At 49.3% G+C, this 25,568-nt stretch carries 18 protein-coding genes and 1 tRNA gene; 11 read left to right on the top strand and 8 right to left on the bottom strand.

The genetic code is table 11. The features are described from left to right. Positions 1–113 precede the first annotated feature (113 nt). Positions 114–827 carry a DUF3667 domain-containing protein gene (locus K7P01_RS25165; RefSeq protein WP_267297345.1) on the top strand — a complete coding sequence of 238 codons (714 nt, stop codon included), beginning with the start codon at positions 114–116 and terminating at the stop codon, positions 825–827. Positions 828–838: 11 nt separating this feature from the next. Here the strand turns inward: K7P01_RS25165 and K7P01_RS25160 are convergent, their stop codons facing one another. Next, complete coding sequence (locus K7P01_RS25160) at positions 839–1,240, bottom strand: nuclear transport factor 2 family protein (RefSeq protein WP_267297344.1); 402 nt, start codon at positions 1,238–1,240, stop codon at positions 839–841. A gap of 302 nt (positions 1,241–1,542) precedes the next feature. On the opposite strand from K7P01_RS25160, the gene K7P01_RS25155 reads away from it, so the two are divergent. The 4 genes from K7P01_RS25155 to K7P01_RS25140 all read left to right on the top strand — a co-directional run bounded on the left by K7P01_RS25155 (position 1,543) and on the right by K7P01_RS25140 (position 4,367). After that, positions 1,543–2,292 carry an SDR family NAD(P)-dependent oxidoreductase gene (locus tag K7P01_RS25155; RefSeq protein ID WP_267297343.1) on the top strand — a complete coding sequence of 250 codons (750 nt, stop codon included), beginning with the start codon at positions 1,543–1,545 and terminating at the stop codon, positions 2,290–2,292. Positions 2,293–2,369: 77 nt separating this feature from the next. Beyond that, positions 2,370–2,951 (top strand): TetR/AcrR family transcriptional regulator, encoded by a 582-nt coding sequence (locus K7P01_RS25150; protein WP_267297342.1) that lies wholly within the window; start codon positions 2,370–2,372, stop codon positions 2,949–2,951. A gap of 86 nt (positions 2,952–3,037) precedes the next feature. Next, positions 3,038–3,481, top strand: coding sequence for a KTSC domain-containing protein (locus K7P01_RS25145; protein ID WP_267297341.1), 444 nt, complete (start codon positions 3,038–3,040; stop codon positions 3,479–3,481). A gap of 148 nt (positions 3,482–3,629) precedes the next feature. Then, positions 3,630–4,367 carry a GldG family protein gene (locus K7P01_RS25140; RefSeq protein ID WP_267297340.1) on the top strand — a complete coding sequence of 246 codons (738 nt, stop codon included), beginning with the start codon at positions 3,630–3,632 and terminating at the stop codon, positions 4,365–4,367. A gap of 16 nt (positions 4,368–4,383) precedes the next feature. Here the strand turns inward: K7P01_RS25140 and K7P01_RS25135 are convergent, their stop codons facing one another. The 4 genes from K7P01_RS25135 to K7P01_RS25120 all read right to left on the bottom strand — a co-directional run bounded on the left by K7P01_RS25135 (position 4,384) and on the right by K7P01_RS25120 (position 11,725). Next, on the bottom strand, positions 4,384–5,871 hold the full coding sequence (locus tag K7P01_RS25135) for a reverse transcriptase family protein (RefSeq protein WP_267297339.1): 1,488 nt from the start codon (positions 5,869–5,871) through the stop codon (positions 4,384–4,386). Positions 5,872–6,141: 270 nt separating this feature from the next. Then, the gene (locus tag K7P01_RS25130) at positions 6,142–7,782 is read right to left on the bottom strand and encodes an SWIM zinc finger family protein (RefSeq protein WP_267297338.1); all 1,641 of its coding nucleotides are present in this window, start codon (positions 7,780–7,782) and stop codon (positions 6,142–6,144) included. Positions 7,783–7,785: 3 nt separating this feature from the next. Continuing rightward, positions 7,786–10,875, bottom strand: coding sequence for a hypothetical protein (locus K7P01_RS25125; RefSeq protein WP_267297337.1), 3,090 nt, complete (start codon positions 10,873–10,875; stop codon positions 7,786–7,788). A 79-nt stretch (positions 10,876–10,954) separates the two neighbouring features. Next, complete coding sequence (locus tag K7P01_RS25120; protein WP_267297336.1) at positions 10,955–11,725, bottom strand: OmpA family protein; 771 nt, start codon at positions 11,723–11,725, stop codon at positions 10,955–10,957. 213 nt (positions 11,726–11,938) lie between these two features. Between K7P01_RS25120 and K7P01_RS25115 the strand changes: the two genes are divergently transcribed. Then, the gene (locus K7P01_RS25115) at positions 11,939–12,730 is read left to right on the top strand and encodes an HAD family hydrolase (RefSeq protein WP_267297335.1); all 792 of its coding nucleotides are present in this window, start codon (positions 11,939–11,941) and stop codon (positions 12,728–12,730) included. A 20-nt stretch (positions 12,731–12,750) separates the two neighbouring features. On the opposite strand, the gene K7P01_RS25110 is transcribed toward K7P01_RS25115, so the two are convergent. Continuing rightward, positions 12,751–13,641: a sugar phosphate isomerase/epimerase family protein gene (locus tag K7P01_RS25110; protein WP_267297334.1), complete on the bottom strand. Its 891-nt coding sequence runs from the start codon at positions 13,639–13,641 to the stop codon at positions 12,751–12,753. A 293-nt stretch (positions 13,642–13,934) separates the two neighbouring features. On the opposite strand from K7P01_RS25110, the gene K7P01_RS25105 reads away from it, so the two are divergent. The 3 genes from K7P01_RS25105 to K7P01_RS25095 all read left to right on the top strand — a co-directional run bounded on the left by K7P01_RS25105 (position 13,935) and on the right by K7P01_RS25095 (position 22,652). Beyond that, positions 13,935–16,877 carry a carbohydrate-binding protein gene (locus K7P01_RS25105; RefSeq protein WP_267297333.1) on the top strand — a complete coding sequence of 981 codons (2,943 nt, stop codon included), beginning with the start codon at positions 13,935–13,937 and terminating at the stop codon, positions 16,875–16,877. Between the two features lie 96 nt (positions 16,878–16,973). Next, positions 16,974–19,694 carry an RICIN domain-containing protein gene (locus K7P01_RS25100; protein ID WP_267297332.1) on the top strand — a complete coding sequence of 907 codons (2,721 nt, stop codon included), beginning with the start codon at positions 16,974–16,976 and terminating at the stop codon, positions 19,692–19,694. 78 nt (positions 19,695–19,772) lie between these two features. Beyond that, positions 19,773–22,652 carry a carbohydrate-binding protein gene (locus K7P01_RS25095; protein ID WP_267297331.1) on the top strand — a complete coding sequence of 960 codons (2,880 nt, stop codon included), beginning with the start codon at positions 19,773–19,775 and terminating at the stop codon, positions 22,650–22,652. 101 nt (positions 22,653–22,753) lie between these two features. Here the strand turns inward: K7P01_RS25095 and K7P01_RS25090 are convergent, their stop codons facing one another. Beyond that, positions 22,754–23,551, bottom strand: coding sequence for a hypothetical protein (locus K7P01_RS25090; protein ID WP_267297330.1), 798 nt, complete (start codon positions 23,549–23,551; stop codon positions 22,754–22,756). Positions 23,552–23,699: 148 nt separating this feature from the next. Between K7P01_RS25090 and K7P01_RS25085 the strand changes: the two genes are divergently transcribed. Continuing rightward, positions 23,700–24,839: a glycoside hydrolase family 43 protein gene (locus K7P01_RS25085; protein ID WP_267297329.1), complete on the top strand. Its 1,140-nt coding sequence runs from the start codon at positions 23,700–23,702 to the stop codon at positions 24,837–24,839. Positions 24,840–24,857: 18 nt separating this feature from the next. Here the strand turns inward: K7P01_RS25085 and K7P01_RS32190 are convergent, their stop codons facing one another. Then, positions 24,858–25,004 (bottom strand): hypothetical protein, encoded by a 147-nt coding sequence (locus K7P01_RS32190; protein ID WP_397311138.1) that lies wholly within the window; start codon positions 25,002–25,004, stop codon positions 24,858–24,860. A 467-nt stretch (positions 25,005–25,471) separates the two neighbouring features. On the opposite strand from K7P01_RS32190, the gene K7P01_RS25075 reads away from it, so the two are divergent. Further along, a tRNA-Tyr gene (locus K7P01_RS25075) sits at positions 25,472–25,556 on the top strand. The last annotated feature ends 12 nt before the right edge of the window (positions 25,557–25,568 follow it).

Genomic DNA, 25,568 nt, shown 5'->3' with positions numbered 1-25,568 from the left:
TCTACACTAAAGTGTAGGCTTTAAAAACCGTTTTGTGAAGACTTTTGGGAATGAGAAGCGTCTCTACGCAGACAACCGCGGTGGATCGCTAACCCCTATAACCTTATAATACGATGAATTGCAGAAATTGCAATGTTTCCATGACGGGCGATTTCTGCCATCACTGTGGTCGCCCGGCACAAATTGCCAGAGTTGACTGGCATTACATTGTGCATGAAATCCAGCACGTTTTACATTTCGAGAAAGGCATCTTGCATACCGTGCGGGAATTGCTGCATAACCCCGGACCAAATATCCATACGTTTATCACCGTTGACAGAAGCAGGCTTGTGAAGCCTGTGCTATTCATTATAGTAACCTCATTGATCTATTCCGTGATCGATCACTTCTTCCATATTGAACAAGGGTATATTGACTATCACGATGCCGGGGATTCCGCCACTGGCCAAATTCTTAACTGGGTTCAAAATCATTACGGTTATGCCAATATCGTCATGTGCGTATTCATTGCCTTTTGGCTAAAACTCATTTATAGAGCGCATGACTACAATTTCTTTGAAATCTTAATTCTATTATGTTTCGTTATGGGAATGGGTATGCTGATATTTTCTGTTTTCGCACTTTTCGAAGGGTTAACGGGACTACCTGCCATGAAAATATCGGGCGTTGTGGGCGTGGCCTATTGTACGTGGGCGATCGGGCATTTTTATGATAGCAAACGTGTGGCGAGCTATTTTAAAGCGCTCGCCTCCTACCTCCTGGGAATGGTTACGTTTACTTTTGCCGTGATGCTAACAGGGTTTCTGGTCGATTTGATAATCCGTTAAAACCCTGGAAACTATTTGTAAAAAGTAGAAAAGAATAGATCAACAGCATGCTGGTCCTGCGGGAAATTAAAGACCTCTACGATCTTTTTATTTTCTATTTTCCAAAGCAAGCAAGACATGCCACTAAAATTCTCCTGATTGTCCAGATCACTCCAGTTCCGATGGCAATCAATAACATAATTGTCATTCACGCCCATGACAATAGGCTCTGCATGAAGGGCCGCTTTGCTGAGTTGTTGAAAATATGCTGACACCTGTTCAACTCCGGTCTTTGTTCCGCTCAGAGGGTGTTTTCCGGGTATATGCCACTTTATATCTTCGCTCAGTATACTTTTAATGGCATCGAGATCGTTCGTCGCGTAAGCTTTAAAAAAGTCGTGGATCAACGTAATGTTGGGATGAGATTCGGTCATGTGTATTCCGTTTTTTAATACGAGCAATATATATAAATCATGGAGGATGTGATAGTATCTCCACGGATGATATTTTCTCGCCGGAGGTATCCAAGGCTGAGAAGAATGGAGTATACATACAACCGTTTGTAAATTTTATCCTCTCCACGAGTAATCAATAACATCACCCCAGGATCGCATCCCACTTCCTCAAGCTCATCGACCACCCCAAAAGATTATTTTTGTATTCCGGAACGATTATTCCGGATTGGTGTTTTATTCAGGAACGATTATTCCAGATAAACCATAATCGATCCGAAAACATGAAAAAATTAACAAACAAAGTAGCAGTGGTTACCGGTGCGTCAAAAGGAATTGGCGCTGAAATTGCAAAAAGCCTGGCTTCTGAAGGCGCAGCGGTTATTGTAAATTACGCATCCGCGAAAGAAGGAGCTGAAAAAATAGTAGCAGACATCGTTGCCAATGGCGGAAGAGCGCTTGCCGTGCAGGGCGACGTAGCAAAGCAAGCGGATGTTGACCGCATTTTCGCTGAGGCGCATAAGACCTATGGCGGTGTCGATGTACTCGTCAATAACGCGGGCGTTTACCAGTTTGGCGCCATCGAAGACGTTACGGTGGATGAATTTAACCGTCAGTTCAATACCAATGTGCTGGGGCTGTTGCTCGTCACAAAGAGTGCTGTAAAGAGCTTTGGCGAGAAAGGCGGTAGTATTATCAACATCAGCTCAACCGTGACACGCATAACCCCTCCTGGAAGCTCGATCTACACCGCCACGAAGGGCGCCGTGGATTCTATCACCCAGGTTTTATCAAAAGAACTTGGCGCCAGAAAGATCCGCGTCAATTCCATTAACCCGGGAATTGTTGAAACGGAAGGCACACACACCGCCGGTTTTATTGGCAGCGATTTTCATAAGAACGCAGTCGATTCCACTCCCTTGGGCCGCACCGGACAACCCAATGACATCGCACCCATCGCAGTATTTCTGGCATCGGATGATTCACGCTGGCTGACGGGTGAAACGATCATTGCCAGTGGCGGTGTGCGGTAAGATCCGACGGAAGGCATACTACCAACCATTGTTTAAAAATGAATAGCTTTGCCCCACCAGGTAAGGCTTTCGTTGTTATGGCACGGACAAAAGATTTTGATGAAAACGAAGTATTGGCAAAAGCTGTATCCATTTTTTGGCTAAAGGGATACAACGGCACTTCCATGCAGGATCTGGTCGATTTCCTGGGCATCAGCCGATCCAGTCTATACGATACCTACGTCGATAAAAATACCTTATATCTAAAGGCGCTCGAATTTTACCAACGTGCCGCGAGCACCCGGATAGGTGATATCGTATCCAATACCACTTCTGCGAAAGAAACGATAAAACAACTGCTGGAATTGACCACCACCGACCTACTGAAAGACAAGCAGCACAAAGGTTGTTTTATGGTCAATGCCGAAGTAGAAGTAGCACCCCATGATGCCAAGGTCAAGAATCTGATTTGCCAAAATGATCGCCAGATCGAAGAGGCTTTTTTCCAGGCCATACAGAAGGGAAAAGAAAGTGGCGAGATCACCAGCAGCCTGGATGCCCGCGCCCTGACCCGCTTTATCCTAAATGCGGTAAAGGGAATACGCGTATCGGCAAAAACGACGACCGACAAGAACTTCTTTAACGACATCATCCAGACAACCCTCTCGATATTGGATTAAGTTGCGCTGCAAGGTCTGGATTTGACCAAATCGTAACAGTCCCGGCGATCCTGATATTGAATAAATATCTTATTTTTGCACCCGCAATGAAAAGGATCATCGAATACAGGCGGCTTTTGGGTGTTGATAAATCTGCCGATCTAAAAGAATTGAAGGCCATTTACCGGAATTTCATGAAAGATTGGCATCCGGACAAATTTCAGTCTGATGACGAAAAGGCTGCCGCCGAAGAAAAGAGTAAGGCCTTTATTGAGGCTTATCATTTTCTGGTGAGCATAGCCCCCGAAACACAAGCGCAAAAGCTGGAAGAATATACTGCGTCTATCACTTCTTCCAGAATAATCGATCTTCAATACAAGGGGACGACACTTCAGATCAATTTTGCCGATGGCAGCGCGTACGAATACTTCGGCGTGCCCCGCAATATCTACCTGAAATTCGTGAACACCGATTCCCCCGATCGTTTTGCCAGGAGACACATCTACCACGATTTCATCTATAGAAAAGCAACCAAGGCCGTGGAGGCGTAAGGGTTGATATCACACGGCGTAGCTTGCCCGCCAGCGGATGGTCTACGCCCGATTCCGAACAAACAGGTCGTGCGAAACACCGCCTACGACTATAAAACCGCCTATACCTGCGGTACGATTCTTGAATGTTCCCGGCAAAAACATGATCATGAAATCGTTTGTAACACCTATTCTTGTCGTAGCGGCGTTGATCTTCGCCTGCACAAACCTATTGGCCCAGAACAAGAAAATCCTGGTGGACGTGGGACACGGCCAACGGTTCTATAGTGACCCGGCAGACAATATCTCGACCCAACTTGTCCCCACCGATAGACTGAATTATATGACCGGAGAGCTCGCGAAGAATGGCGCAGCGCACCATGCTTCGATCGGCTACCTGAAGAAGACCATTTCTACGGATGCGCTCGCCAAAGGTGATCTGCTTTTTATCCACTCCCCTTCCGCGAAGTATTCCCCCGACGAATGCAAGGCCATCGAACAATTCGTCAAGAAAGGCGGATCGTTGTTTATCGTCATGGAAGAAGACTATTGGGGCACATTGGCGCAGGTCAACCTAAACGACATTGTTACACCCTTCGGTATCACGTTTAAATCCGACAACCCTAACAAAGCGTCTGGAGGACATTCCAATCCGGGAGTAATTACGAAAACGAAATATTCCATCCCCATGCACGGCGCACGTCTCGTAGAGGGTGGCAAACCTTTCGCCTATAGCAACGCGTCGGATGAGAATCCATTTGGGGTCTACGCAGAAATAACCGGCGGCGGTAAGATCGTCGCGATGGGTGAAGGCATGGTATCGTTATATATGACCCGCTGGCAGGGAGTCGATAACTACCAGTGCGCTGAATTTATGGAGGATACTATTGGGTGGTTGTTGAAGTAACGGAATGAAATATCATCTACCAAAACTTCCACCACGGCTTTTTGCTTTTCTGCTTTTGCTCCGCCTCCTGTTTGGCCTGCTGGGCTTTCGATTTATGTTTGATGGTGTGTTTGAACTGGTGCGTAACGAGAATCGCATTCACCCGTTCGACGAGTGGCTTTCCTTTTACGGGGTCGACCTGGGCGACGAAATTAGCGAAGCCCTTGATGGAAGCCAGTAAGTTGGGAGAATTGTTCCAGTGCTTACCTTGGGGGCCGTCTTTCTCGATTTGAAAGAGCAAGGCCCTGAAACGATCAAGCTCTTTGGCATTGACCGCGGGTTTGTCATTGACCACAATGCCGGTCACTTCCTTTCTGGCTCCTTTTCGTAAGATCCTGATTTTGTCGGGGTGGATGACCAGCTTCTCTTCCTTCACTACTTTTTTAACAAACCCCATCAGCGTCTTTACGTGTGTGACGGCTTCGCCCGAGGCAGAGAAGGTGAGATCGTCGGCATACCGGGTATAGTTGAACCCCAGCTTCGTGGCTATACCTTTCAGCCTGGCATCCAGTTTCCGGCAGATGATGTTTGTCAACGCGGGGCTTGTGGGCGCTCCCTGCGGCAGGAGACGCTCGGATCCGGCGGCGTAGTAAGTTTGTCCGTCGAGCTCGATCTGGTCGACGTCGGGTTCTGTACAGATCAGTGCCAGGATCGTGGCGATCTGTTCGGAATAACCAAACGATCGGAATACACCTTTGACACGCGGATAGGTAATGGTGGGAAAGAAGTCCTTCATGTCGATGTTTATCACCACCTCGGCCCCGACGTGCGGCAACGCGTTCGAGACAATCGACCGTTGCCTGACAAACCCGTGCGCGGCATCGTGGGTGGCAACCTTATTCAGCATATTCTCCAGCAGCCAGTACTGAGCTTGCTTCAGCTTGGGCATGGGCGTAGAGATCAATCGCTTGCCCCCGGTTTTTTTGGGAATATAGAATCGCTTGTAGTGTGTTGTTTTACTGATGATCCGGTTATAGGCCAGGTAGCGGAGTGTGCCCACGCTAACGTTCATGGCTTTTGCCAGATCTTCGACGGTAGTCACCAGGGGTTGTTGGTGCTGCGTGAGCTTGGCGGGATCCGTCTCTTTGTTATTCAGGCCCTGGGATACGTTGTCGCCCAGGTAAATGATATCGGTTTCTTTCGAGGCTTTCCAGCGGGCTGCTTTTTCCTCCCGCTTTTGTTTCCGGCGCTTTTTGTTTTCTTCCCGTTTCGCCCGGGATTGTTCGAGCCGGGATTTGCGCATTTCTTTCAGCGCCTGCTCTTTGTTCTGATACCGGCGCTGTTGCTCCAGCAGCGCATTGAGCTCTTTCGTCAGATCGGCTTCCTTCAGGATGATCTGCTCGGAAAGCGACGGCATGCCCACATCCCGCTTCCAGAAGCCCAGGCGTTTCATTTCTTCGAGGATAACGGAGTCTTTGGTCGAGGCCTTGATACGATCGTAGAGCTGCTGACGAATGTCTGCCATAGAGGTAAAAGAAGTGGTAGCAGCGGATATACTTCGTCAAGCTGAGGACTGGAACGGTCAACTCAAGCGAGACGCGACCATACGCACATTTAAATTCTTCAGATTTCACACCGAAAATGTGCGTATGGTCGCAGGATCGCACAGTCAGGAACGAGCCAGTGGCGCGTTAGTAAGCTGTGTACAAGGATGGTGATCCACCACCCGGATTGCAAGTTTTTGATATCCTGCTGCTACCGGTTTAAAGATATAATAAAATTATTTGTTTCACATTTATTTACCCTTCTTTTCACGCAGGGCTATACGCAATGCAATCATGTGCTCGCACGGCCCCTGCATGAGCTTATTCTGCTTAAAGAAATTACAGGTACACTTCCCGCTCAGCGCACGCTCGTCTTTGTCAATGACCAGCTCGGGCTGGTAGGTCTTGCCGGCGTCGTTTACCTTGCCGGCAAGCACGGTATTCCCCTCTTTTACCGACACGGTAAGGTTGACGTGCCCGAGCAACACAAACCGGTTGGCGGATTCCTCGCGTGGATTGCTAAACCGTAACTCCTCCAGCGGCAGGGATTCGCGCGACAGTTCCCGGATGCGATAGGCCTTGCGGTTGATATCGTAGATCACCCTGCCTGCCTGGGTAAATGCGCCCAGGGCACCCAATACCACACCTTTATCCAGCGCGAGGCGCCGGGCAAGGCTATCGGCATCTTCCACCCACTCCTGCCGAAGCCCGGTGTAAACCTTCTGCATGGTCATACTGTCCACTTCAGCCCGCGGCGCCAGAAGATCGAAATTGCCGACGCGCGACCAGTCGTTGACAGTCCACCCCGACAACCCCAGCGTAAAATTCAGATCGCCGAGATCGGCGATATAAAATGACGGAAGGCCCGACCCGAGCAATACGACCTTGAAGCGTTCGGCGACCGGAATCAATCGCTCCAGCAGCAGCAGCCGCCTGCGTCCCCAAATGCGGATTTCGTGTTCCGTTGTGCCGTCATATATAGACCGGCCGCAGGTAATTTCGTAGTTCCACGGCTCGAGGATGAGCTTCACCGGCTGACCGGGTTTCAAGATCCACCGGATGGACCGTGGTCCCTCCTTTTCCTTATACCTTCGCAGCATAAAGCAGATGTTATATACATCCATGGGGTGCAGGTAAAAGGACGCTGCCGGCATGGTCATAGCCGAGCTTACCTGCAGGAAGCCCCGCACCCAACTGGCCGGCACATCGATTTTTACTTCTTTATAGCTTTCCTCGGCAGTGGTCTGAACTTCAAAACCACTGGGATCGATATTAAAATAGGTTTCTTTGTATTCGCGGATCTTCTGAAATTCATTGTACAGCAACGACGAGTAGTCGATGTTGGTCGTGCCGCACTTGAACTCGCTCACTTTATCAAAAACATTATAGTTGCAGCCCAGCTTACCATACGACGATTCGTCCTGGCTGAAACATTCAAAGAACAACTCATCCGGATGTACGGTAATGACCGGGTCGAGGACAATCCACGCATCCCGGTTGGACAGATATAAATGGTTGAAATATTTCTGCTTTGCCTTGTTGAAGGGGTTCATGATCGCTTCCTTCTGGCTGCGTATAGAGGTGAGCTGTTCCTGAACGGCTTTCAATTTCTGCTCGACGCCGGCGGCTCCTTTCAGGTATTCAGCCAGCCAGATATCTTCCTGTTGCTTGGCCCAGGCTTTGTAGTCCGACTTGTCTTTGGGTTTATAGCGAAAGTCAGACACCACAATGTCGTGCAGGGCCGAGATGGCTTCCCGAAACGGAATATGTTTATTGAGATACCCTCCGAAGTAGGTGGGTTCGCGGTATACATCCGGCGAAAAATTCATGGCCGTGCCATGCGCGCTGTTGCTGACCGAAGTATCTCCTTTGAATTTATAGTCGAACTGCATAGGTTAGTTTCTAACGTAGTCACTAAATTCTTTCACGGCCATGGGTATCTGAATGGTGGGGAACTGCTTGCGTATGTCGCGCAGCGCGGCGATGCACCCCGCCCGCTCGGCAATGGCCATGGAGACCGACACGCGTACAAATATTTCCGCCGCCAGCCGTGCCATAGACTCGTCTTTGCGGGACTCCACGCGTAAGAACTCCATCACACGCATCTTCGCCACCCGGCCCTTGTTCACCTGTGAAAGCAAGGTGATGAAGTATAACTTGAGCGATGTCATGACCTCTGGTTTACCCGAGGCAAATTCTGCCAGGTAGGTCGTGGTGAAGAGCTGCACGTTGGAGGATGGGTGCTGGCTGAGCTTTAGCAGGTATTCATGTCCCTGGTCGGCCGTAAAGAATTTTGTGATCATCTCGCGGGCAAAGTCCTGCACGTCGTCGCGCGTGCTATCGCACAGCGCCGTGAGGATGTCGGCATTCCAATCCGCATCGGTAAAGGTGTTTCGGAAAAAGTCAAAGGCGAAGATGCGGGTATCGTCCCAGTCGGTATCGGTCATTTTGATCGCATCTTCTTTGGCGGCTTTTACCTTGTCCGGGTATTTTTTGAAGGTATTCCAGGCAAAGCTTCGGACATCTGCCAGGGGATTGTTTCCCAACTTCACCAGTTCCGCGACCGTGAGTGCATCCGCTGTGATTGTTCTTTTCAACAGAATCTCTCCAATCAACTGCGAGGTTCTGTACCGTGAATTGAGCAGTATAAGCGTCTTCTCCTGCGGAATCACGCCCAGGCTACCCTGCAGCTCGTGCGACAGCAGATTCAACAAATCGTCGTGCAGGCCTTCGTACGATTCTTTGATGAGGAATGCCGGCACAAAAAGCGTGACCAGCTCGTTGCCAAATTCCGGGTACGTTTGTGTCAATCGCTGAATGATCGGCTTCACGGCGTTCCGTACATCCGCCAGCGGCGACAGGCAGAAGCTTACCAGTATATCCTTCTTTTGCAACAGCAACGGATCGGGGAAGTTGCCCAGCAGGGCAATGCCTATGCTGCGTGAATGGGGATTGCCGGATGTCAGCAATACGTTCAGGAAGTCCTCGGGCAGGTCCTCCGGCTTGACGACATGTTTTACCAGGATTTTACCGGCAAAGGTATGAAGGTCGGCGGAGGGGTATTTAAAGAGGTCGCGGACAATATCCAGGCTTATATTCGCCAGGAAGCTGCCAAACGCAAGGATCAGCGTGTCACTAATCTGGTTTATATAGCGACGATCTTCTTCGGTGTCTGTTGGCGCCGCCATCAGGAAGGCGATGGCGCCGGCAATAACGATCTCTGCTTGCTCTTGCGGGAATCGATGCGCTGCCAGGAATCCCCGCAGCCAGGCGTGTGCCTCCACCCGGCGCATCTTTACCAACGCGAGCACAAAGGTGGTGTCGCTCAACAATGTCGACTGGCCTGCTGTAATCCATTCGGCGGCTTGCTTTCGGGCGTCCTCCAGCGGGCTGTCCACCATGGCCGTCAGCAGCAGCGCTTGCGGCTGGGCGGGATTGTATTTGTTCCGGGCAAGCGCCAGGCCCAGGCGTTGCGTGCCGACCGCGTAGGCTTGCAGAAATTGTACAATCTGAGCTTCCTCCACGTGTTTTTCAAACACCGGGTTGGCCTTCCAGACTTTCAGGGCAAAGTCGTGCACCCACTGCACGTTACTGAACGACAGCAGCTCGATAATCTGTTCGGGGGCCTGGTTCCACAGGTGCGGAAAAGCTTCTTCACGGATCGCGGGCATCTCGCCGCCGGGCTCGAATGGCGGCACACATACAAAAACTTCATCCTGCTGCTTGTAGCGTACGCTATTGCCGAACAGTATGTAATAAAAAGCCTTGTATTGACTATAGGAATCGTAGTGTGTTTTCGTTTCCTGGTATGTATTCGAACGGGTTTGCGCGTTATACTGATAGCTATAATGCGCTATATGCCGCGGCTGCGTGCGATCTTCCTCATCGCGGAACGCCAGTAGAATGTGAGACGCCAACGCGACGTAGGACGGTTCGGCTGCCTCCCCATACTTCCGCAAGTGTCGGAGCACACGAAGGGCCAGGTAGGATTTCGTTTTACTTGAAAAGGCTTGCGGCTGATTGGGGCCGGCGCTCGTCCCCTGCCTGGACCGGTAGCTGGCGGGTTGCTTTTCAATTTGTTTGGCAATAACACCGTACGTGCGGTAATCCTGCAACATCTCGGCTGTTTTAAAGATGCGCCGGATGTACTTGAAGTAATTGTACTCCAGCCGAACCTGTGCCAGGGCTTCCAGGAAGACGGCCTGCATCGCACGATCGGCCCGGGTGAGCTGATAGACCCCCACCAGGTATTCGTTGGAGGCCGTTTTCAATTCAAACAATAACTCGTGCAGGTCTTTTTTGAATTGTTTAACATCTTTCGCGGGAATGCTGTTTTTAAAAGGACGCGGCAGTGTTTGCAAAATTTCGGCCTGCATCGCCTCTTGCTCTTTGGCACCCGACAGCTTCAGGATGGCTTCGTACGCCAGGTGGCGGACGTGTTCCGGCAAGGATTTCTTTTTGTAAAGCGCTTGTAAAAACCCGAGCGCATCGGCGCTACCACACCGGCCGATCGACCATACCACGGCGTGGATAGTCGCCGGGTCGGACTCATCGGCCAACCGGATACTATAGGGGATGGCCTCCCTGATGTTCAGGTCCCCTGCACGCCAGATGATACGCGACAGCGCCCAGTGCTCGGGTGCTTCGCCCGCGACGGCGGCCTTGAGAAGCTTTACAATCGTCTTCTTTCGTTTGTCGTTTCCTGTTTTGGTGGCCGGGGCCTCGCTGTTGGTGACGATCGGCGCTTCGCCGGCAGCAACATATCCCTTCTTCCGTTTCTCGCTTTCCAGTGCTGCGAACACTTTTTCAGCCTCCGGCAGGGGCACGGGGAAAATGGTTTTTGTACCCTCTTTTAAGGCGGCTCCTCTCTTACCATATCGGAAATTGACCAGGAACCCATCGCCTGATTCACACAGATCTATTTCGTAAACCTTGTCAGAAGAACCTTCCTGAAAGTAGAGTTTAATTTGTTTTACTAATCTCAAAACAGTAGGGGTTGCGTATGAAGCAATTCGTAAAGCGTGTTAATGTTAGGCAAAATAAAGAAAAAGAAAAAGTAGCGAATCATCGCCCCTGGCTGATTAATAATTCAACACGCCTGTTTTTCTTTCGCCCTTCCTCCGAGGTATTTACGGCCAGGGGCTTTGCACTGCCAATCCCGAACGTCTCTACGCGATTGCTATCAACGCCATTCCTGATCAGGTATTCTGCCACCACTTCTGCACGTCTTTTGAACAACGTAAGGTTATGTCCTTCATTCCCGGTATTGTCGGTATGGCCCGAGATTTTTACAGATCGTGCAGGGTGTGAAACCAGATAATCCACGATGGGCTTGAGCGTGGCCAGGTGCTCACTTCCCAGGGTAGACTTGTTTGTTTCAAACAGAAGCTCCGCTCCCAGCACGATGAGACTGTCCGCTTGGATGGCCGGAGCCGGCCCGGCGGAAACCGTATCGATACCAACGGGCTTTGCTTCACGCAACACGGGCTTGCTCTTATACGATGAATCGCTTTGGACCTTTTTGTAAAGACCTTTCTTCGCGTTCCGCGCCACCTTTTTCTTAAACTTCTTAAAACTTATAGGCCGCAGGGACGCGGAGTGTCCCGATTGTATCCGGCATACCTTACGGAAACATAGTATCTTGCCGAAGATCGAATGACGTGAGTTCTTGTTTGCCCGCTTCAGTCGCTCCTTATTCGCACCGCCCAGGTGAGACACCATCAGTGGCATTTTGGGGTTGCCATACTCACGGCCAACATTTTTGGACGGACCAACATCCTGAGAATTCACATAAAAGAAACCGAATAACAACAATGACAGGAGAAGTGCTTTCATGCAGGCAGTACGTGATAGTATAAAAGAAGGCGTTAAATACCTATCATGCCGATCACTCACATACTCCAACGGGGCACCGGTACGCTTCGTGAAATTTAAACGCAAAAATCAGCGCCGTATTGTTACGGGGTAAAAGAAGGAGGCGCGCGTGTTTTGATTTTCCCTTAATCTTAGGTTTCTTTAGAACCGATCCCCTCACCAGGAAACGTACGCATGGATTTTTCATCAGTAAGACTTGTCGCCTCCGATATGGATGGCACCCTTCTCAACACCAAACACGAGCTAAGCCCCGATTTCTTCACGATCTTCAATCGGATGCGATCGAAGGATATTTTGTTCTCTGCTGCCAGCGGAAGGCAATACCAGAACCTTTATAACTGTTTTCCGGACATCCAGGACGAGATCATCTTCATCGCCGAGAACGGCAGTTATGTGATGCACCAGGGCAAAGAGCTTCACGTGCAGCCAATGGATCGGGATCTTACCCGGGATCTCCTGAAACGTATAAAAAAACTTCCGAATGTACTGGCGATCCTTTGCGGTAAGAAAAGCGCCTACATCGACAACGACGATCCTGCCTTTGTTGGACGTCTGTCCATGTATTATGACAAGTACGCCGTTGTAGACAACCTCGTAAACGTCGATGATGACGAGTTCCTCAAGATCGCTATCTGTGACCTGTCCGGCGCCGAACAAAACAGCTACCCTCACTTTTTGGAATACCAGAATGACCTGCAGGTAAAAGTGTCGGGTAACGTATGGCTCGACCTTTCCCACAAGCTGGCGCACAAAGGAAAGGCGCTGGATGTCGTACAGAAAAAATTCGAAATACCCCGCGAGCATACCATGGTATTCGGCGACTACCTCAACGATGTTGAAATGATGGGCGAGGCACACTTTAGCTTTGCCATGGAAAATGCGCACCCGGAAGTGAAGAATGCCGCTAAATATACCACACACAGTAACGACAATCGGGGTGTATTGAGCATTCTGGAGCAGCTGTGATTTCTACCGCCCCTTCACCGCTATCGCAACAGCGCCTTCAGATTGGTTTTGAAGTATGCGGCACTATCCCGGATGCTTTGCATCGAGCTCACCGCGAAATTACCCCCCTGCTCGAGGAAATAGTACTGAAGTCCCGACAGAGAAGCATACGGAAGGATGGTTGTATAATCGATTGATCCGTTACCAAGTTCTGTATAGTCTCGTGTTTTTCGATCCATATCCTTGATGTGCCACATCACAAAGCGGCCAGGCTGTTTTTTAAACAACTCTGCCGGCGTGCGTTTGGACGAGTGCATGACCCAATACAAATCGATCTGAAGTTTTACCAGTGATGCATCCGTGTCGGCCAGCAGCACATCGTATCCATTCACGCCCTGCTGGTCTGTAAACTCATAATCGTGGTTGTGGTATGCAAAGCCCAGGCCCGCCTTGTTCACCTGCTCACCGACCCTATTTAGCTTTTGTGCCAGCATCTTAAACTTGTCGATCGTTCGTGACTCCCCATCGAGCCACGGCCAGGTGATATACTTTTGCTCCAGGGTCTTCGCCCCTTGAATACACTGGTCAACGTAACGGCGTAGTGCATCCTCCGACTGGTTGAAGTACCGATAGAAGTCGTAATGCCCACTGCTGGTGGTCAGCTGCAAGCCATCCAGCATACTTTTAAATGCCGACGCATCTATACCATAGTATTTATTGGCCTCCGGTTCAAATCCATAGGTTTCCAGGTCCTGGTATCCAAGGGACGCTACCGTTTTTAGCGTGCCGTGAAGATCTTTCGCGAGTGCATCCCGGATCGTAAATAATTGCAAGCCCATTTTTAAGGGCTTGGTGGCTCCGACAAAGGCCTGCGACAGCAAAGGCGCGCCCAAAACCATGGATGAGCTAATGATAAAATCCCGGCGGTTCATAAAAAACAAGGGTTTGTCTCTTAAAGTTACAACGCATTACCGACATCGCATCATCAGACCCACCGTTTAATAAATCGTCTCAGCCGTTCAATAATTCCACCCGCGCATCATGATAGTCCCGGACGGTTCGGACTGCCGTACTGCTTTCCTTTACAATTACACCAACATTTAATGATAATGGACTCTACGTAGCCTTATCGGCGGCGACCTGTCTATAGCCCTTCCCGGCATACCGCACCTCTGCACCCTGGTATGTCCATTGAATCACGTGTAAACCGAAAATCTAAACAACTATGACCAACCTTACTTTACATGTCAGGATTATTGCCGTGCTACTCTCCTGTTTTGTCTATTACAATAACGTTTCAGCACAGATAACATGGCCGCAGGGGCAACTCCTTCCCTCCTTTCCGGCGACAGCCCAAACGCAGGATCTGATCAACTGGGGGCCAACCAGTGTTCTCGGCAACATGACCCGTTGGGAAGCCGAAGGTACCTCGCTGGGCCACAAAACCGGACGCCTGGAAACCGACGGCTGGCTGTGCCAGGTAGGCATTGATGCTCCGAATGAGCACATGATCTACGGGCCGTATGTCACGAATGTACCAGCAGGACCTAACATTGCCGAGTTTCGAATGAAGATCGATAACAATACTGCCAATAACGATCCGGTGGTCGATATCGATGTTAGAAATGCAACGACCGGGGCGAGCCTGGCGTTCCAAACGATCACCCGCCAGCAGTTCTCCATCGCGGCGAACTACACAAGTTTTAGATTACCCTTTACCATGCCGGCCGATAATCAAGCCATTGAATTGCGTGTCTATTGGCGTGGGGGTGCCTATATAAAGGTGGATTGGGTAGGCGTACAGGCCGACAACACGGTGGGCGAGCTGCTTTTATTCACTTCATTGAAAGGAATTGTAAACCGTACACAACCGCGTATTTTCTCGTACGAAGGTGATGCTTTTGCAGAAGGCCCCTATACCTGGTTGCAGTCGTTGGGATTGAGCTGGACTGAAGTCACGAACCGGTGGTCCCTGATTACGAAGTACCGCAGCGAGCTAAACGGGTTAATCGTGTACGATCCGGCACAGATACATACCATCAACCTGGCCACCACGTTAGCGAAAGACAAAAAAGCACTCATTGTTTCTCCCGCATTCATATCAACGTTAACAGCCGCGCCCTATAACCTACCTGTGCTCATGGATTTGCGCGGACAGTTCACCAGTAAGTTGCAGGTCTACCAGACACTCTTCAATACCTATTGGCCGGGCATTGACCACCGACTATTGGTTGGATTAAGTCCGGAGGCGCACGTCATGGGCATGCGTGAATATGCCGTAGCATTAGGGGCAGCAACGATCTGGCTCGATCCCGCCGTGGCCGGCGAAAGTGAATTGCTGAATAGCTTTTTATCGTCTATGCCGGCGGGGGCCAATTTTATGGGCTGGTGGCCCGAAGAGGGTGCCGGTGTAACGCGGGCGTCCCAGTATGGTATCGCCACTGTTGCAAGCGATTATGCCACCAATCTATCGGTTCACAGCGGCATGCCCAGGACGATTGCTATTAAACCCATCCCCGCGAAACCGGCCCTGCAGAATAAAATCTACGTAGCATTCATCATAAGTGATGGCGACAACTTGCAATATGTCGAGCACCTGATGCGCAAGCTATGGAACAATCCCGATCGTGGCTCCGTGCCGATCGGCTGGACTGTCTCGCCGGCGATGGTCGATGCGATGCCCGGCGCCCTAAACTTCTATCATCAAACGGCTACCACGAACGACAACCTGATTTCGGGGCCTTCCGGTTACGGCTACGCATATCCGAACAATTTTCCGAATCAACCCTCGCTCGATCAATTCGTGGTTAAGACTGAAGAGTACAACCGCCGGGCCGGGCTTCGGGTGCTTACCGTTTGGAATACCATCACAGGGGGTATTAACCAAAATGTTGGACAAAGCTACGCTACCTATGCACCGTCATTACTCGGATTAACAGCTCAAAATACAGGCGGGCCGCTCAGTATATATAATCAAAGTCTTCCCGGTTTTCCACTTTCGTGTAACTACTGCTGGAATGAGCAAAATATAAAGGAGCACATTGCCAATGCCGCTGCCGGATGGAACGGCACAGAACCCCGGTTCATCATCATTCAATCACAGCCGTGGCAGGACATAAAACCCAGCAATTTTAAGAACGTTGCCAATTCCCTCGGTGCCAATTATGTAGTGGTACGTCCAGACCATATCTTCCAGCTCATCCGGGAAAAAAATGGACTCCCCACAGACCCGGGTCCCGCCAGAATAGCTACCGTATACAAAGATTGCAACTATAGCGGCACTTCCACGGGGCTCGACGCAGGCGATTACAATTTAACGCGCCTGCAATCATTGGGTATTCAGGATGATGACATTTCATCCCTGCGACTCACACAAGGGTATAAAATCATCTTATATCAAGATGATAATTTCACGGGTGGCTCCCTTGTCGTTACTTCCGACTTAAGTTGTTTTGACGCCACCTGGAATGACAAAGTTACTTCCCTTCGAATACTTGCCAACACGCCCGCCTCTACGCTGATACAAGCCGAAAGCTATTCTAACATGAGCGGGATCCAGACCGAGCCAACAACCGACACCGGCGGAGGACTGAATGTCGGCTATGCCGATACCGGCGACTGGATGGCATATAGCAACATCCATTTCCCGACCACAGGTTCCTACTTACTGGAATACAGGGTGGCCAGTGCCGTGAACGGAGCCAGGATCTCAGCCGATCTGAATGCGGGAACTATGCAGCTGGGCGCGCTCGATGTGCCCAACACCGGTGCATGGCAAAACTGGCAGACGATATCACACACCGTGAACGTGAGCGCCGGGACGTACAATTTCGGTGTCTTCATCCAAAACTCAGGCGTAAACATCAACTGGATCAGGATTACCTACGTAGCGCCCGGAGCAACTGCAAGAACAGTTTCACCCACCCTGGAAAAAGAGGAGACAGCAACGGTTGGATTGTATCCAAACCCTGTTGAAAACACGCTGTATTTCAGCGCTGCCATGAAAGGAGCAAAAGTGAGTATTGCCAACCTTCAAACAACGGAAGTGCTGTCAGAAACACGGGTTGAAGAAAATGGGGTGGACGTCTCCGCACTGAAACCAGGGCTCTACTTCGTTATTCTCACCCAGGATGGAAACAGAACCGTAAAGCGATTTATCAAGAAATAAGACGATAAATGGAGACTTACCACCTCTGATTTAAAACCAACTATAAAACATTTCTATTGAATAATCTTTAAATCCCGAGTTAAAAATATGGAAACCATGTTTAGGTCCGGAAAACCAAAATGGACGATAATTCTTTCGTTCTGTGCTTGCAGTTTATTTGCCCAAACGATTGACCAACGCGCGGAGAATATTCAGAACGGCACATTTAACATTTTCATGTCGGCCGATGGAAGCTATTACAAGTTCAACAGTGCTTCTGATAATAATCCGTATGTATATGGATACTGGTGGATGGCGCATTCACTCGAGACATTAGCCGACGCCTATCAAAGAACCCGCAATGTTGTCTATAGAGACCGGATGAAAAGGATCATTGCCGGAATTAGAAAATATAATCTATACGCCGCAGGCACTTACCGCAATGACTACTACGATGATCTGGAATGGCTTGGGTTAGCGGCCTTCAATTGCTACAATGCAACGAAAGATCCGGAGTATCTCGACGCGGTTCATCAGATATGGGCAGAAATAAAGACAGGATATACCAATGGAGCAATGTCCTGGAGAAAAGGATGCACAACGCCTTGTAAAAATTCGATAGCCAATAGTCCAGCCATTATTATGGCCGTGAAGCTCTATCAATTGGAAGGAGATCCTGCCAACCTGCAAATGGCGAAAGACATTCATGCGTGGATGAAAGTAAACGTATTCAATGCTCAGGGCGGCATTTGGGATGCGCCTGGCAATTTCGACCCGGACTGGCAGTTCTCTTACAACTCCGGCATGTTCATCGGTGCCTGTTTAGAGCTGAGCATTGTTACAGGGCTACAATCGTATATCGATGATGGCATCAAGGCGTCGGAGTTTATGATGAATTACAGAAATTACAATGGAGGAGTATTTTACCTGAATGAAAAAGGACAGGGAGATGGCGGTTTGTTCAAAGGGATTTTCGCGAAGTGGTTTACGGAGTTTGTTCGGGTAGGAAATTTAACGCAGGCGCAGCGAGAGCGTTATTTGCAGGTAATTAATTTCACGGGTGATTACGCATGGTATAACTCCGTGAATAAAAGCAATTTCTTAATCAGTTACGATTGGGGTGCATTGCCAACGGGCACCATTGATTTATCGACTCAAACCAGTGGCGTTCATTTGTTTGAAGCCGTCGCCAGTTTAAACAAGGTGCACGTTTATCAAAATATTAATTACGCCGGGTTTTATTCGCAGCTTGCACCAGGATCCTATACGTTAGCACAACTTCAGTCAAGCGGTGTAACGGATAACGATATTACCTCTTTGACAGTACCACCGGGTTATGCTGTTACGATTTATGAACATGATAATTTTACGGGTGCTTCAAAAACTCTTACTGCCAATACAGCCTGGCTTGCGGATTGGAATGATCGGATTTCGTCCATAAAGATCACTGACATCAACAGCGCGGTAGTGAAAGTGTATCAGGATGTCAATTTTGGAGGATATGCTGGCGGGCTTGATCTCGGAGATTACACGTTAGCACAACTTCAGTCGCAAGGCATACTGGATAATGACATAACTTCCCTGAAGGTGGCAGAAGGATTTAAAGTCACGGTGTATGATGCTGACAATTTCACAGGAGCTTCCGCAGATTTTACTTCTACTACGGGGTGGATTGCCGAATGGAATGATCGAATAACATCCTTACGGGTTCGTTCCAATGGAGCCACAAATTTAGGAAACGCTACATATTATATACAAAATCGCAACAGCGGATTGTACATGGATGTTTGGGCAATCAGTACGGCGGATGGAGCGAACATATCGCAGGGAACCTACAATGGTGGAGCCAATCAACAGTTCAGGTTCTTGCCTGTAGGCGACGGCGCATATCAGATACAACCTGTACACAGCGGTAAAGCCGTGGACATTGAATCAATTAGCAAAAACAATGGAGCCAATGTATTTCAGTGGACCTATTTCGGTACGCCGAACCAGCAGTTCATTGCCGTGCCCACGGGAGATGGTTATTATAAGCTCGTGGCCAGGCACAGCGGAAGAATCGTAGAGGTAGCCAATGCCAGCACGGCCAACGGCGCCAATGTGCAACAATGGGATAACAATAACCAGACCAGCGGCCAATGGAAATTAGTGCCGGCCACCAGCACGCCTGTCTCCACGTTGATACAAGCCGAAAGCTATTCCAGCATGAGCGGCATCCAGACCGAAGCCACTACCGACACCGATGGAGGATTGAATGTGGGCTACACCGATACCGGCGACTGGATGGCGTATAGCAACATCAATTTCCCAACCACAGGCGCCTATTTAATAGAATACAGAGTAGCCAGTGCGGCGACCGGAGCCAGGATCTCGGCTGATCTGAATGCAGGGACCATGCAGTTGGGCGCGCTCGATGTACCCAACACCGGTGCGTGGCAAAACTGGCAGACGATATCACACACCGTGAACGTGAATGCAGGAACGTACAACTTCGGTGTCTTTATCCAAAACTCAGGCGTAAACATCAACTGGATCAGGATTACCAACGTAGCGACAGGCGCAACCGCGCGAACGGCTTCCCCCGGCATAGAGAAGATAGCGAAAGAGGAGACTGCAACTTTTGAAGTGTACCCCAACCCTGTTGAAAACACGCTGTATTTCACCACCGCCATGAAAGGAGCAAAAGTCAGTATTGCCAATCTTCAAACAACAGTAGTACTGCCAGAAACATGGGTGAATGAAAATGGACTGAATGTCTCTGCATTACAACCGGGGCTTTATTTTGTCATTTTCAACAAGGATGGAAACAGAACCGTAAAACGATTTATCAAAAAATAAAAAGAAAGAAAAAATCCAAAAGGTCGACCAGTCAGGCTTTGATAGAAATTGACAGTATTCAAAACTCAAGATCGAACTATGAAAAACGTTACTAGATTCTTATTAATCATGTCCATCGTTATGGCGTTGTGTAACGATTCGTTGGCCCAAACTTCGTTGGGCACCAGCAAGGGCTTTATGGATAAATTGAAGAAAGATGCTACGCTGAATCCTTCTGCGCGAAGTGGAGAAAAAATACTTCTGCTCGAAGTTTCCCGTTCAAAAATTCTCCACGCAAAAATAAATTACCAGGATTCGGGCGATGCACGCGAATTTTTGATTGGCGAGATCGAGGATGTTGCCGGTTCTTCTTTCTACATAAAAGTAACGGACAAATCACTGGAAGGCCACATCATCCTCAAAGCAACAAAAGAGGCATACAAATATCATGCTGATGCGGATGGGAACGCATATATCTCAAAAGTAGACATCAATACCTTGATTTGCCTGGATTATTTGAAGCCCACGAGCACTTCTCAAAAATCTGCCGACCAGGCAAAAACCCAAACGACTCTTGCCATTGCACCTGCTTTATTGAATTTACAAAGCCTACCGGGCGCAGCAGGCTGTGTATTGTTAGACTTTGATGGACATTTCATGCCTGCCGGCAATCTGTGGAACAATGGAAATGCGATCAATGCCGCGCCATCCGGAATGAGCGATGCCGATGTGCAGCAGCATTGGGAAGTTGTAGCCGAGGACTATCGTCCGTTCAATTTGAACATCACCACCAACGAAGGCGTTTTTAATTCATATCCAAGAAATAGAAGAATGCGTGTGGTGATTACGCCTACGAATACGGCAGCACCGGGCGCCGGTGGAGTGGCCTATATCGGTTCTTTTAATTGGGACAATGATGTGCCTTGCTGGGTGTTTATCACTTCTGGCAAAGCCGGTGGAGATGCTTCGGCACATGAAATAGGCCATACGTTTGACCTGGGTCACGACGGCCGTACAAATCCTGCTGAAGAATATTTTGTAGGAATTGACGGTACCTCCTGGGCGCCCATTATGGGAGCCGGGTATTACAGACCTGTTGTGCAATGGAGCAAAGGAGAATATAACTTCGCAAACAACTTTCAAGATGATGTGGCCACCATTGCCGGCGCCAAGTTTGGTGTGGGGTATAGAGGGGATGATTATGGCGATAACACATCCTCTTCCGCCACGTTAGATTACAACAGCAATGGAGCCATCAATCAAAAAAACGGCGTCATCTCAAGCGAAGCCGATTATGATTTCTTTTCTTTTACCACCGGCGGGGGAAATGTTTCCATCGATGCCACTACAGTCGGACGAGACGGAAACCTGCATCTCCTGATCCGGCTGTACAATGCTGCCGGCGCTGAGCTGGGCACCTATTGGAATTCCGATCCCTTTGCATTGAATGCTTCCATGAACGTAAACCTGGCGGCGGGCAAATATTTCATAGGTGTTGACGGCAACGGAGCAGGAGACAGAGGCTACGGCGGCTATTCTTCGTATGGCTCGATCGGGAGCTATTCTGTTACAGGCACTATTCCTCCCGGTGGAAATGTCAATCCCTCTACCAACGTCGTCACCGTCTATAAAGATTGTAACTACACGGGATTTTCAGGCGGTCTGGAAATTGGAGACTATAACCTGGCACGATTGAGGTCGTTGGGTGTTTTAGACGATGATATTTCTTCTGTCAGGATCACGCAGGGCTTTAAAGTGATCTTATATCAGGACGATAATCTCACAGGAGGCTCAACAGTCCTTACGTCCGACCTAAGCTGTTTTGATGGTACCTGGAACGATAAAGTCACGTCCATCCGTGTCGTTGCAAACGGAGATACCAATTTAGGGAATGTCGTTTACCATCTGCAAAATCGCAATAGCGGATTGTATATGGATGTTTGGGGTATTGATACAGCTGACGGCGCGAGTATAGCGCAGGGAACCTATAATGGTGGAGCCAATCAACAGTTCAGATTCGTGCATCTGGGAGATGGTACCTATCAGGTGCAGCCCGCCCACAGCGGCAAGGCCATAGATGTTGCCGGGATCAGCAGAGATAACGGCGCGAGCATCGTTCAATGGACCTATTTTGGAACGCCAAACCAGCAATTCATCGCCGTACCGACAGGAGACGGATTTTATAAGCTGGTGGCCCGGCACAGCGGAAGGATCGTAGAAGTTATCAACGCCAGCACGGATAATGGCGCCAATGTGCAACAATGGGATAACAACAACCAGACCTGTGGCCAATGGAAACTGGTGCCTGTACCCGGTGCGCAAGTATCTACCTTGATACAAGCCGAAAACTATTCCAATATGAGCGGCATCCAGACGGAGCCCACCACCGACGCAGACGGAGGATTGAATGTGGGATACGCCAATACCGGAGATTGGATGGCGTACGCCGGCATCAACTTCCCGACGACCGGTGCTTATTTGATAGAGTACCGGGTGGCCAGCGCGGTAGGTGGCGCGAGAATCTCTGCTGATCTGAACGCCGGCACCATCCCATTAGGCGCGCTCGACGTACCCAACACCGGTGCATGGCAGAACTGGCAAACCATATCGCACACCGTGACGGTGAATGCAGGGACCTATGATTTTGGTGTGTTTATCCAAAACACGGGCGTTAATATCAACTGGATTCGCATCACCAATGTGGGAGCTGCCGCAATCGCTGCAACAGCCAATGTTCAAAATGAAGATAGCGCGCTGTCGGTAAAGGTGTATCCCAATCCGGTGGAGAATACCCTTTTCTTTAGCACCAATATGGCAGGGACAAATGTTCAGGTCCTCTCACCAACAGGAAATCCCGTTTCAGAGCAGCGAATGTCCGACGATAACAGCCTGGATGTTTCCAGCTTAAAATCAGGAATTTATTTGATCGTCTTTGAGAAAGATGCTAGAAAAACAACAAAACGATTTGTCAAGAAATAGTTAAAAAAACTATACCACCGTGCAGGAGACAACTGCAAAATAGAGTAGATATACGTGCGAATTCCCGAGGGTGTCAAACGGTGCCTTCGGGAATTTTGTTTTCAACCAGCCAGGCTTCTTCCCAACCCCGCCCAGTCAAACCCACTATCGGCACGATTATGCTTCAACGCAGGAATTTGGGTCGTAATAATCACGGCCGTGCCGCCGATATCAGTCCTATGATGCTGAGGAATCTCTTGCTTCACTCCTTTCACCATCGTGAATTCAGCGTGCTTAGAAAACTCCTGAATGGATCGCTTCAACTGGTTAATATTGTTCATGCCGTACAGTAGAACTACTCTTGGCTTATGCTCCTGAATTCTACTCAGTATGGTTTGTATCCGTTGCTGATATACCTGCTCCTCGTATAGCTTTCGTGTTTTAAGCATGCTCTTTTGCGGAAGATCGAGCCAGCTATAGTACCAGGCATGATTGTGCGGACTCGGTAACGGATACAACGCAATCAACGCCTCGGATGTACGCGTGAAATCATTCTTTTGATAGTGGAGAAGATCCGGAAGCTCTCGGCCCTGATAACCGTGTGTAAACGCAATCAGGTTTTTCCAGATGCCATGCAATACCGCGTGGTCACCGAATCTGTAATCGTAGAGCGTGGTGAACAAGCTCGCCCGTGGCCCGTCCGTCCTAAAGGCTACATGCCGGTATAGGTCACGAAGATCGCACAGCAAGGGTGACCCGGCAGGCGTCAGGTTATAGAAATAGTCAAACTTCTCGGCAACCTCTTCCGGCAGATCACCGCCACCCTCCTCATACCCTACAAACCACACCGGTGCGTCCCAGGATCCGAATCCGTAAAAGCTGTCAAGCCAGTGTTGAAGGGTGTGCTCTTTTATCAGCATGCGGGTAAATCTTTAGTTCGGATGTCAGGGTTTGAGGTTCGCCTTCATAATGAAAAAGAATCCATGAAAACCGGGTTGAGCCGAAAATCGAAAATGTCATACAAATGTAACTTCCTCCGGTTATATTTGTCTGTATCCAAAGTCAATAATGAAACAGGCAATAAAAATTTCAGTAGCATCTCTTCTTCTGACGCTGGTTCTTCATACTACCTGCTTGCTCGCACAGTCCGGTAGCACCTATCAGAACCCTTTGCGCGTGACATTTGGTGATCCCTATGTACTGCAAACAAACGGTAAATATTATATGTATGGTACCGGCGGGGGCGCCAAAAATGGGTTTGCCGCCTATTCCTCGGCCGACCTGGTAAACTGGAAAGACGAGGGTCAGGTGTTTTTTGCAAGCAATCGCCATGGCTGGACCGACTCCACCGCCGCCTGGGACGGGGCCTACTGGGCGCCTGAAGTATACGAATACAAAGGAAAGTTCTACATGTTCTACAGCGCGCAATGGAAACAGAATCCCAACAAGGAGCTGGAGAATTTTCGCATCGGAGTGGCAGTGGCCGATAGCCCGACGGGACCGTTTATCGACTTAACCAATAAACCTGTTTTTGACCCAGGCTATCCCATCATCGACGCCAATGTACTGTTCGACAAAAGCGGCAAAATTTACCTGTACTATTCCCGTTGCTGCTATAAGCACTCCGTGGAAAGCGACGTCGCTACCTGGGCCAAACAACAGGGATGGTTTGATACCATAGAGGAAAGCTGGGTATACGGCGTTGAGCTGAAACCCGATTTCAGTGGCGTGATCGGCGAACCCGTGCTGCAATTACGTCCGCCTGTAAAGATGGACGATAAACAGGCCGACTGGGAAAGTCGCTCCGTGACGTCAAAAGAAGTGAATCGCCGTTGGACAGAGGGCTCCGTCATTTTCAAAAAAGGAGATACCTACTACATGATGTATTCCGCTAATTATTTTGGCGGAAAGAACTACGCGGTAGGATATGCCACGTCGAAAAGTCCGCTGGGGCCGTTCACCAAAGCAGCCAACAATCCGGTATTGCAGAAAAACACAGAGAAGGGTGGCGTGGTGACCGGAACGGGCCATAATAGCGTTACGTACTCACCCGACGGAAAAGAGATGCTTTGCGTATATCATGCCCGTACGTTGGCGACGGGCGAGGAAAGGGTTGTTTTTATCGATCGTATGAAGATCTTAAACAACGGAACCCTTGTTGTCGAAGGGCCAACCACCACACCGCAGACCGTGCCCGGAAGCAAATAAGTAGTTGACTCGCCGCTTTCACCGTGCGTTCTCTTCCAGAAGAGACATGGCTTTTTCGTCCGTTACGTCAAAGTTCCATTCGTTCTTCGGCATCACCGTCACAACCGGGCCCCGTTTGCAGTGATCTGTACAACCGGTCTTAATGATCTGTACTTTCCTTCTCAAACGTTGCTCTTTAACGGCGCTTTTCAATTGCTTATATAGATGCTTCCCGCCGCGTTTTTTGCACTTGCTTCCGCAGCATACATACAAGATACAGTCAGGAGTGTAATACGATTCTTTCGACACACGCCGAAGGTAAGAATGGGACAATGTCTTCTCCAAATTTTGCATCCGGAAATAAGACCTTAACTATTTGCGCTTTCTAATAGGAAGTGAAAAAAAGTACGCTATATTTGCACCCGTAAAAAGAAAATGAAAACCGGACGTACCATATCGATTACCCCCTGCTATCGGCCGACAGGCTATCCGCAGAAAGTATGCCTATACCCGGAAGATTTGTTATGATATAGAAATAGCTATACATAGTAACAAAGCCCTGGGCCACTCGCCTGGGGCTTTTTTGTTTTACCATCGTTTCAATACAAAGCCATCCTTATTTGAAGGACGCATGAAATAATATTGTCAAAACCCGGAGAGTAGTCCGTAAGTGGAAGCGGGCCGCTCTGTAAAAGCGGTGCTATAATAGCCTTGCGTGTTCGATTCGCGCCTCTCCGACACTAACTAAAT

The organism is Parachryseolinea silvisoli, assembly GCF_021190955.1.
GTDB lineage: Bacteria > Bacteroidota > Bacteroidia > Cytophagales > Cyclobacteriaceae > Ohtaekwangia > Ohtaekwangia silvisoli.
This window is presented reverse-complemented; position numbering and strand designations above follow the sequence as displayed.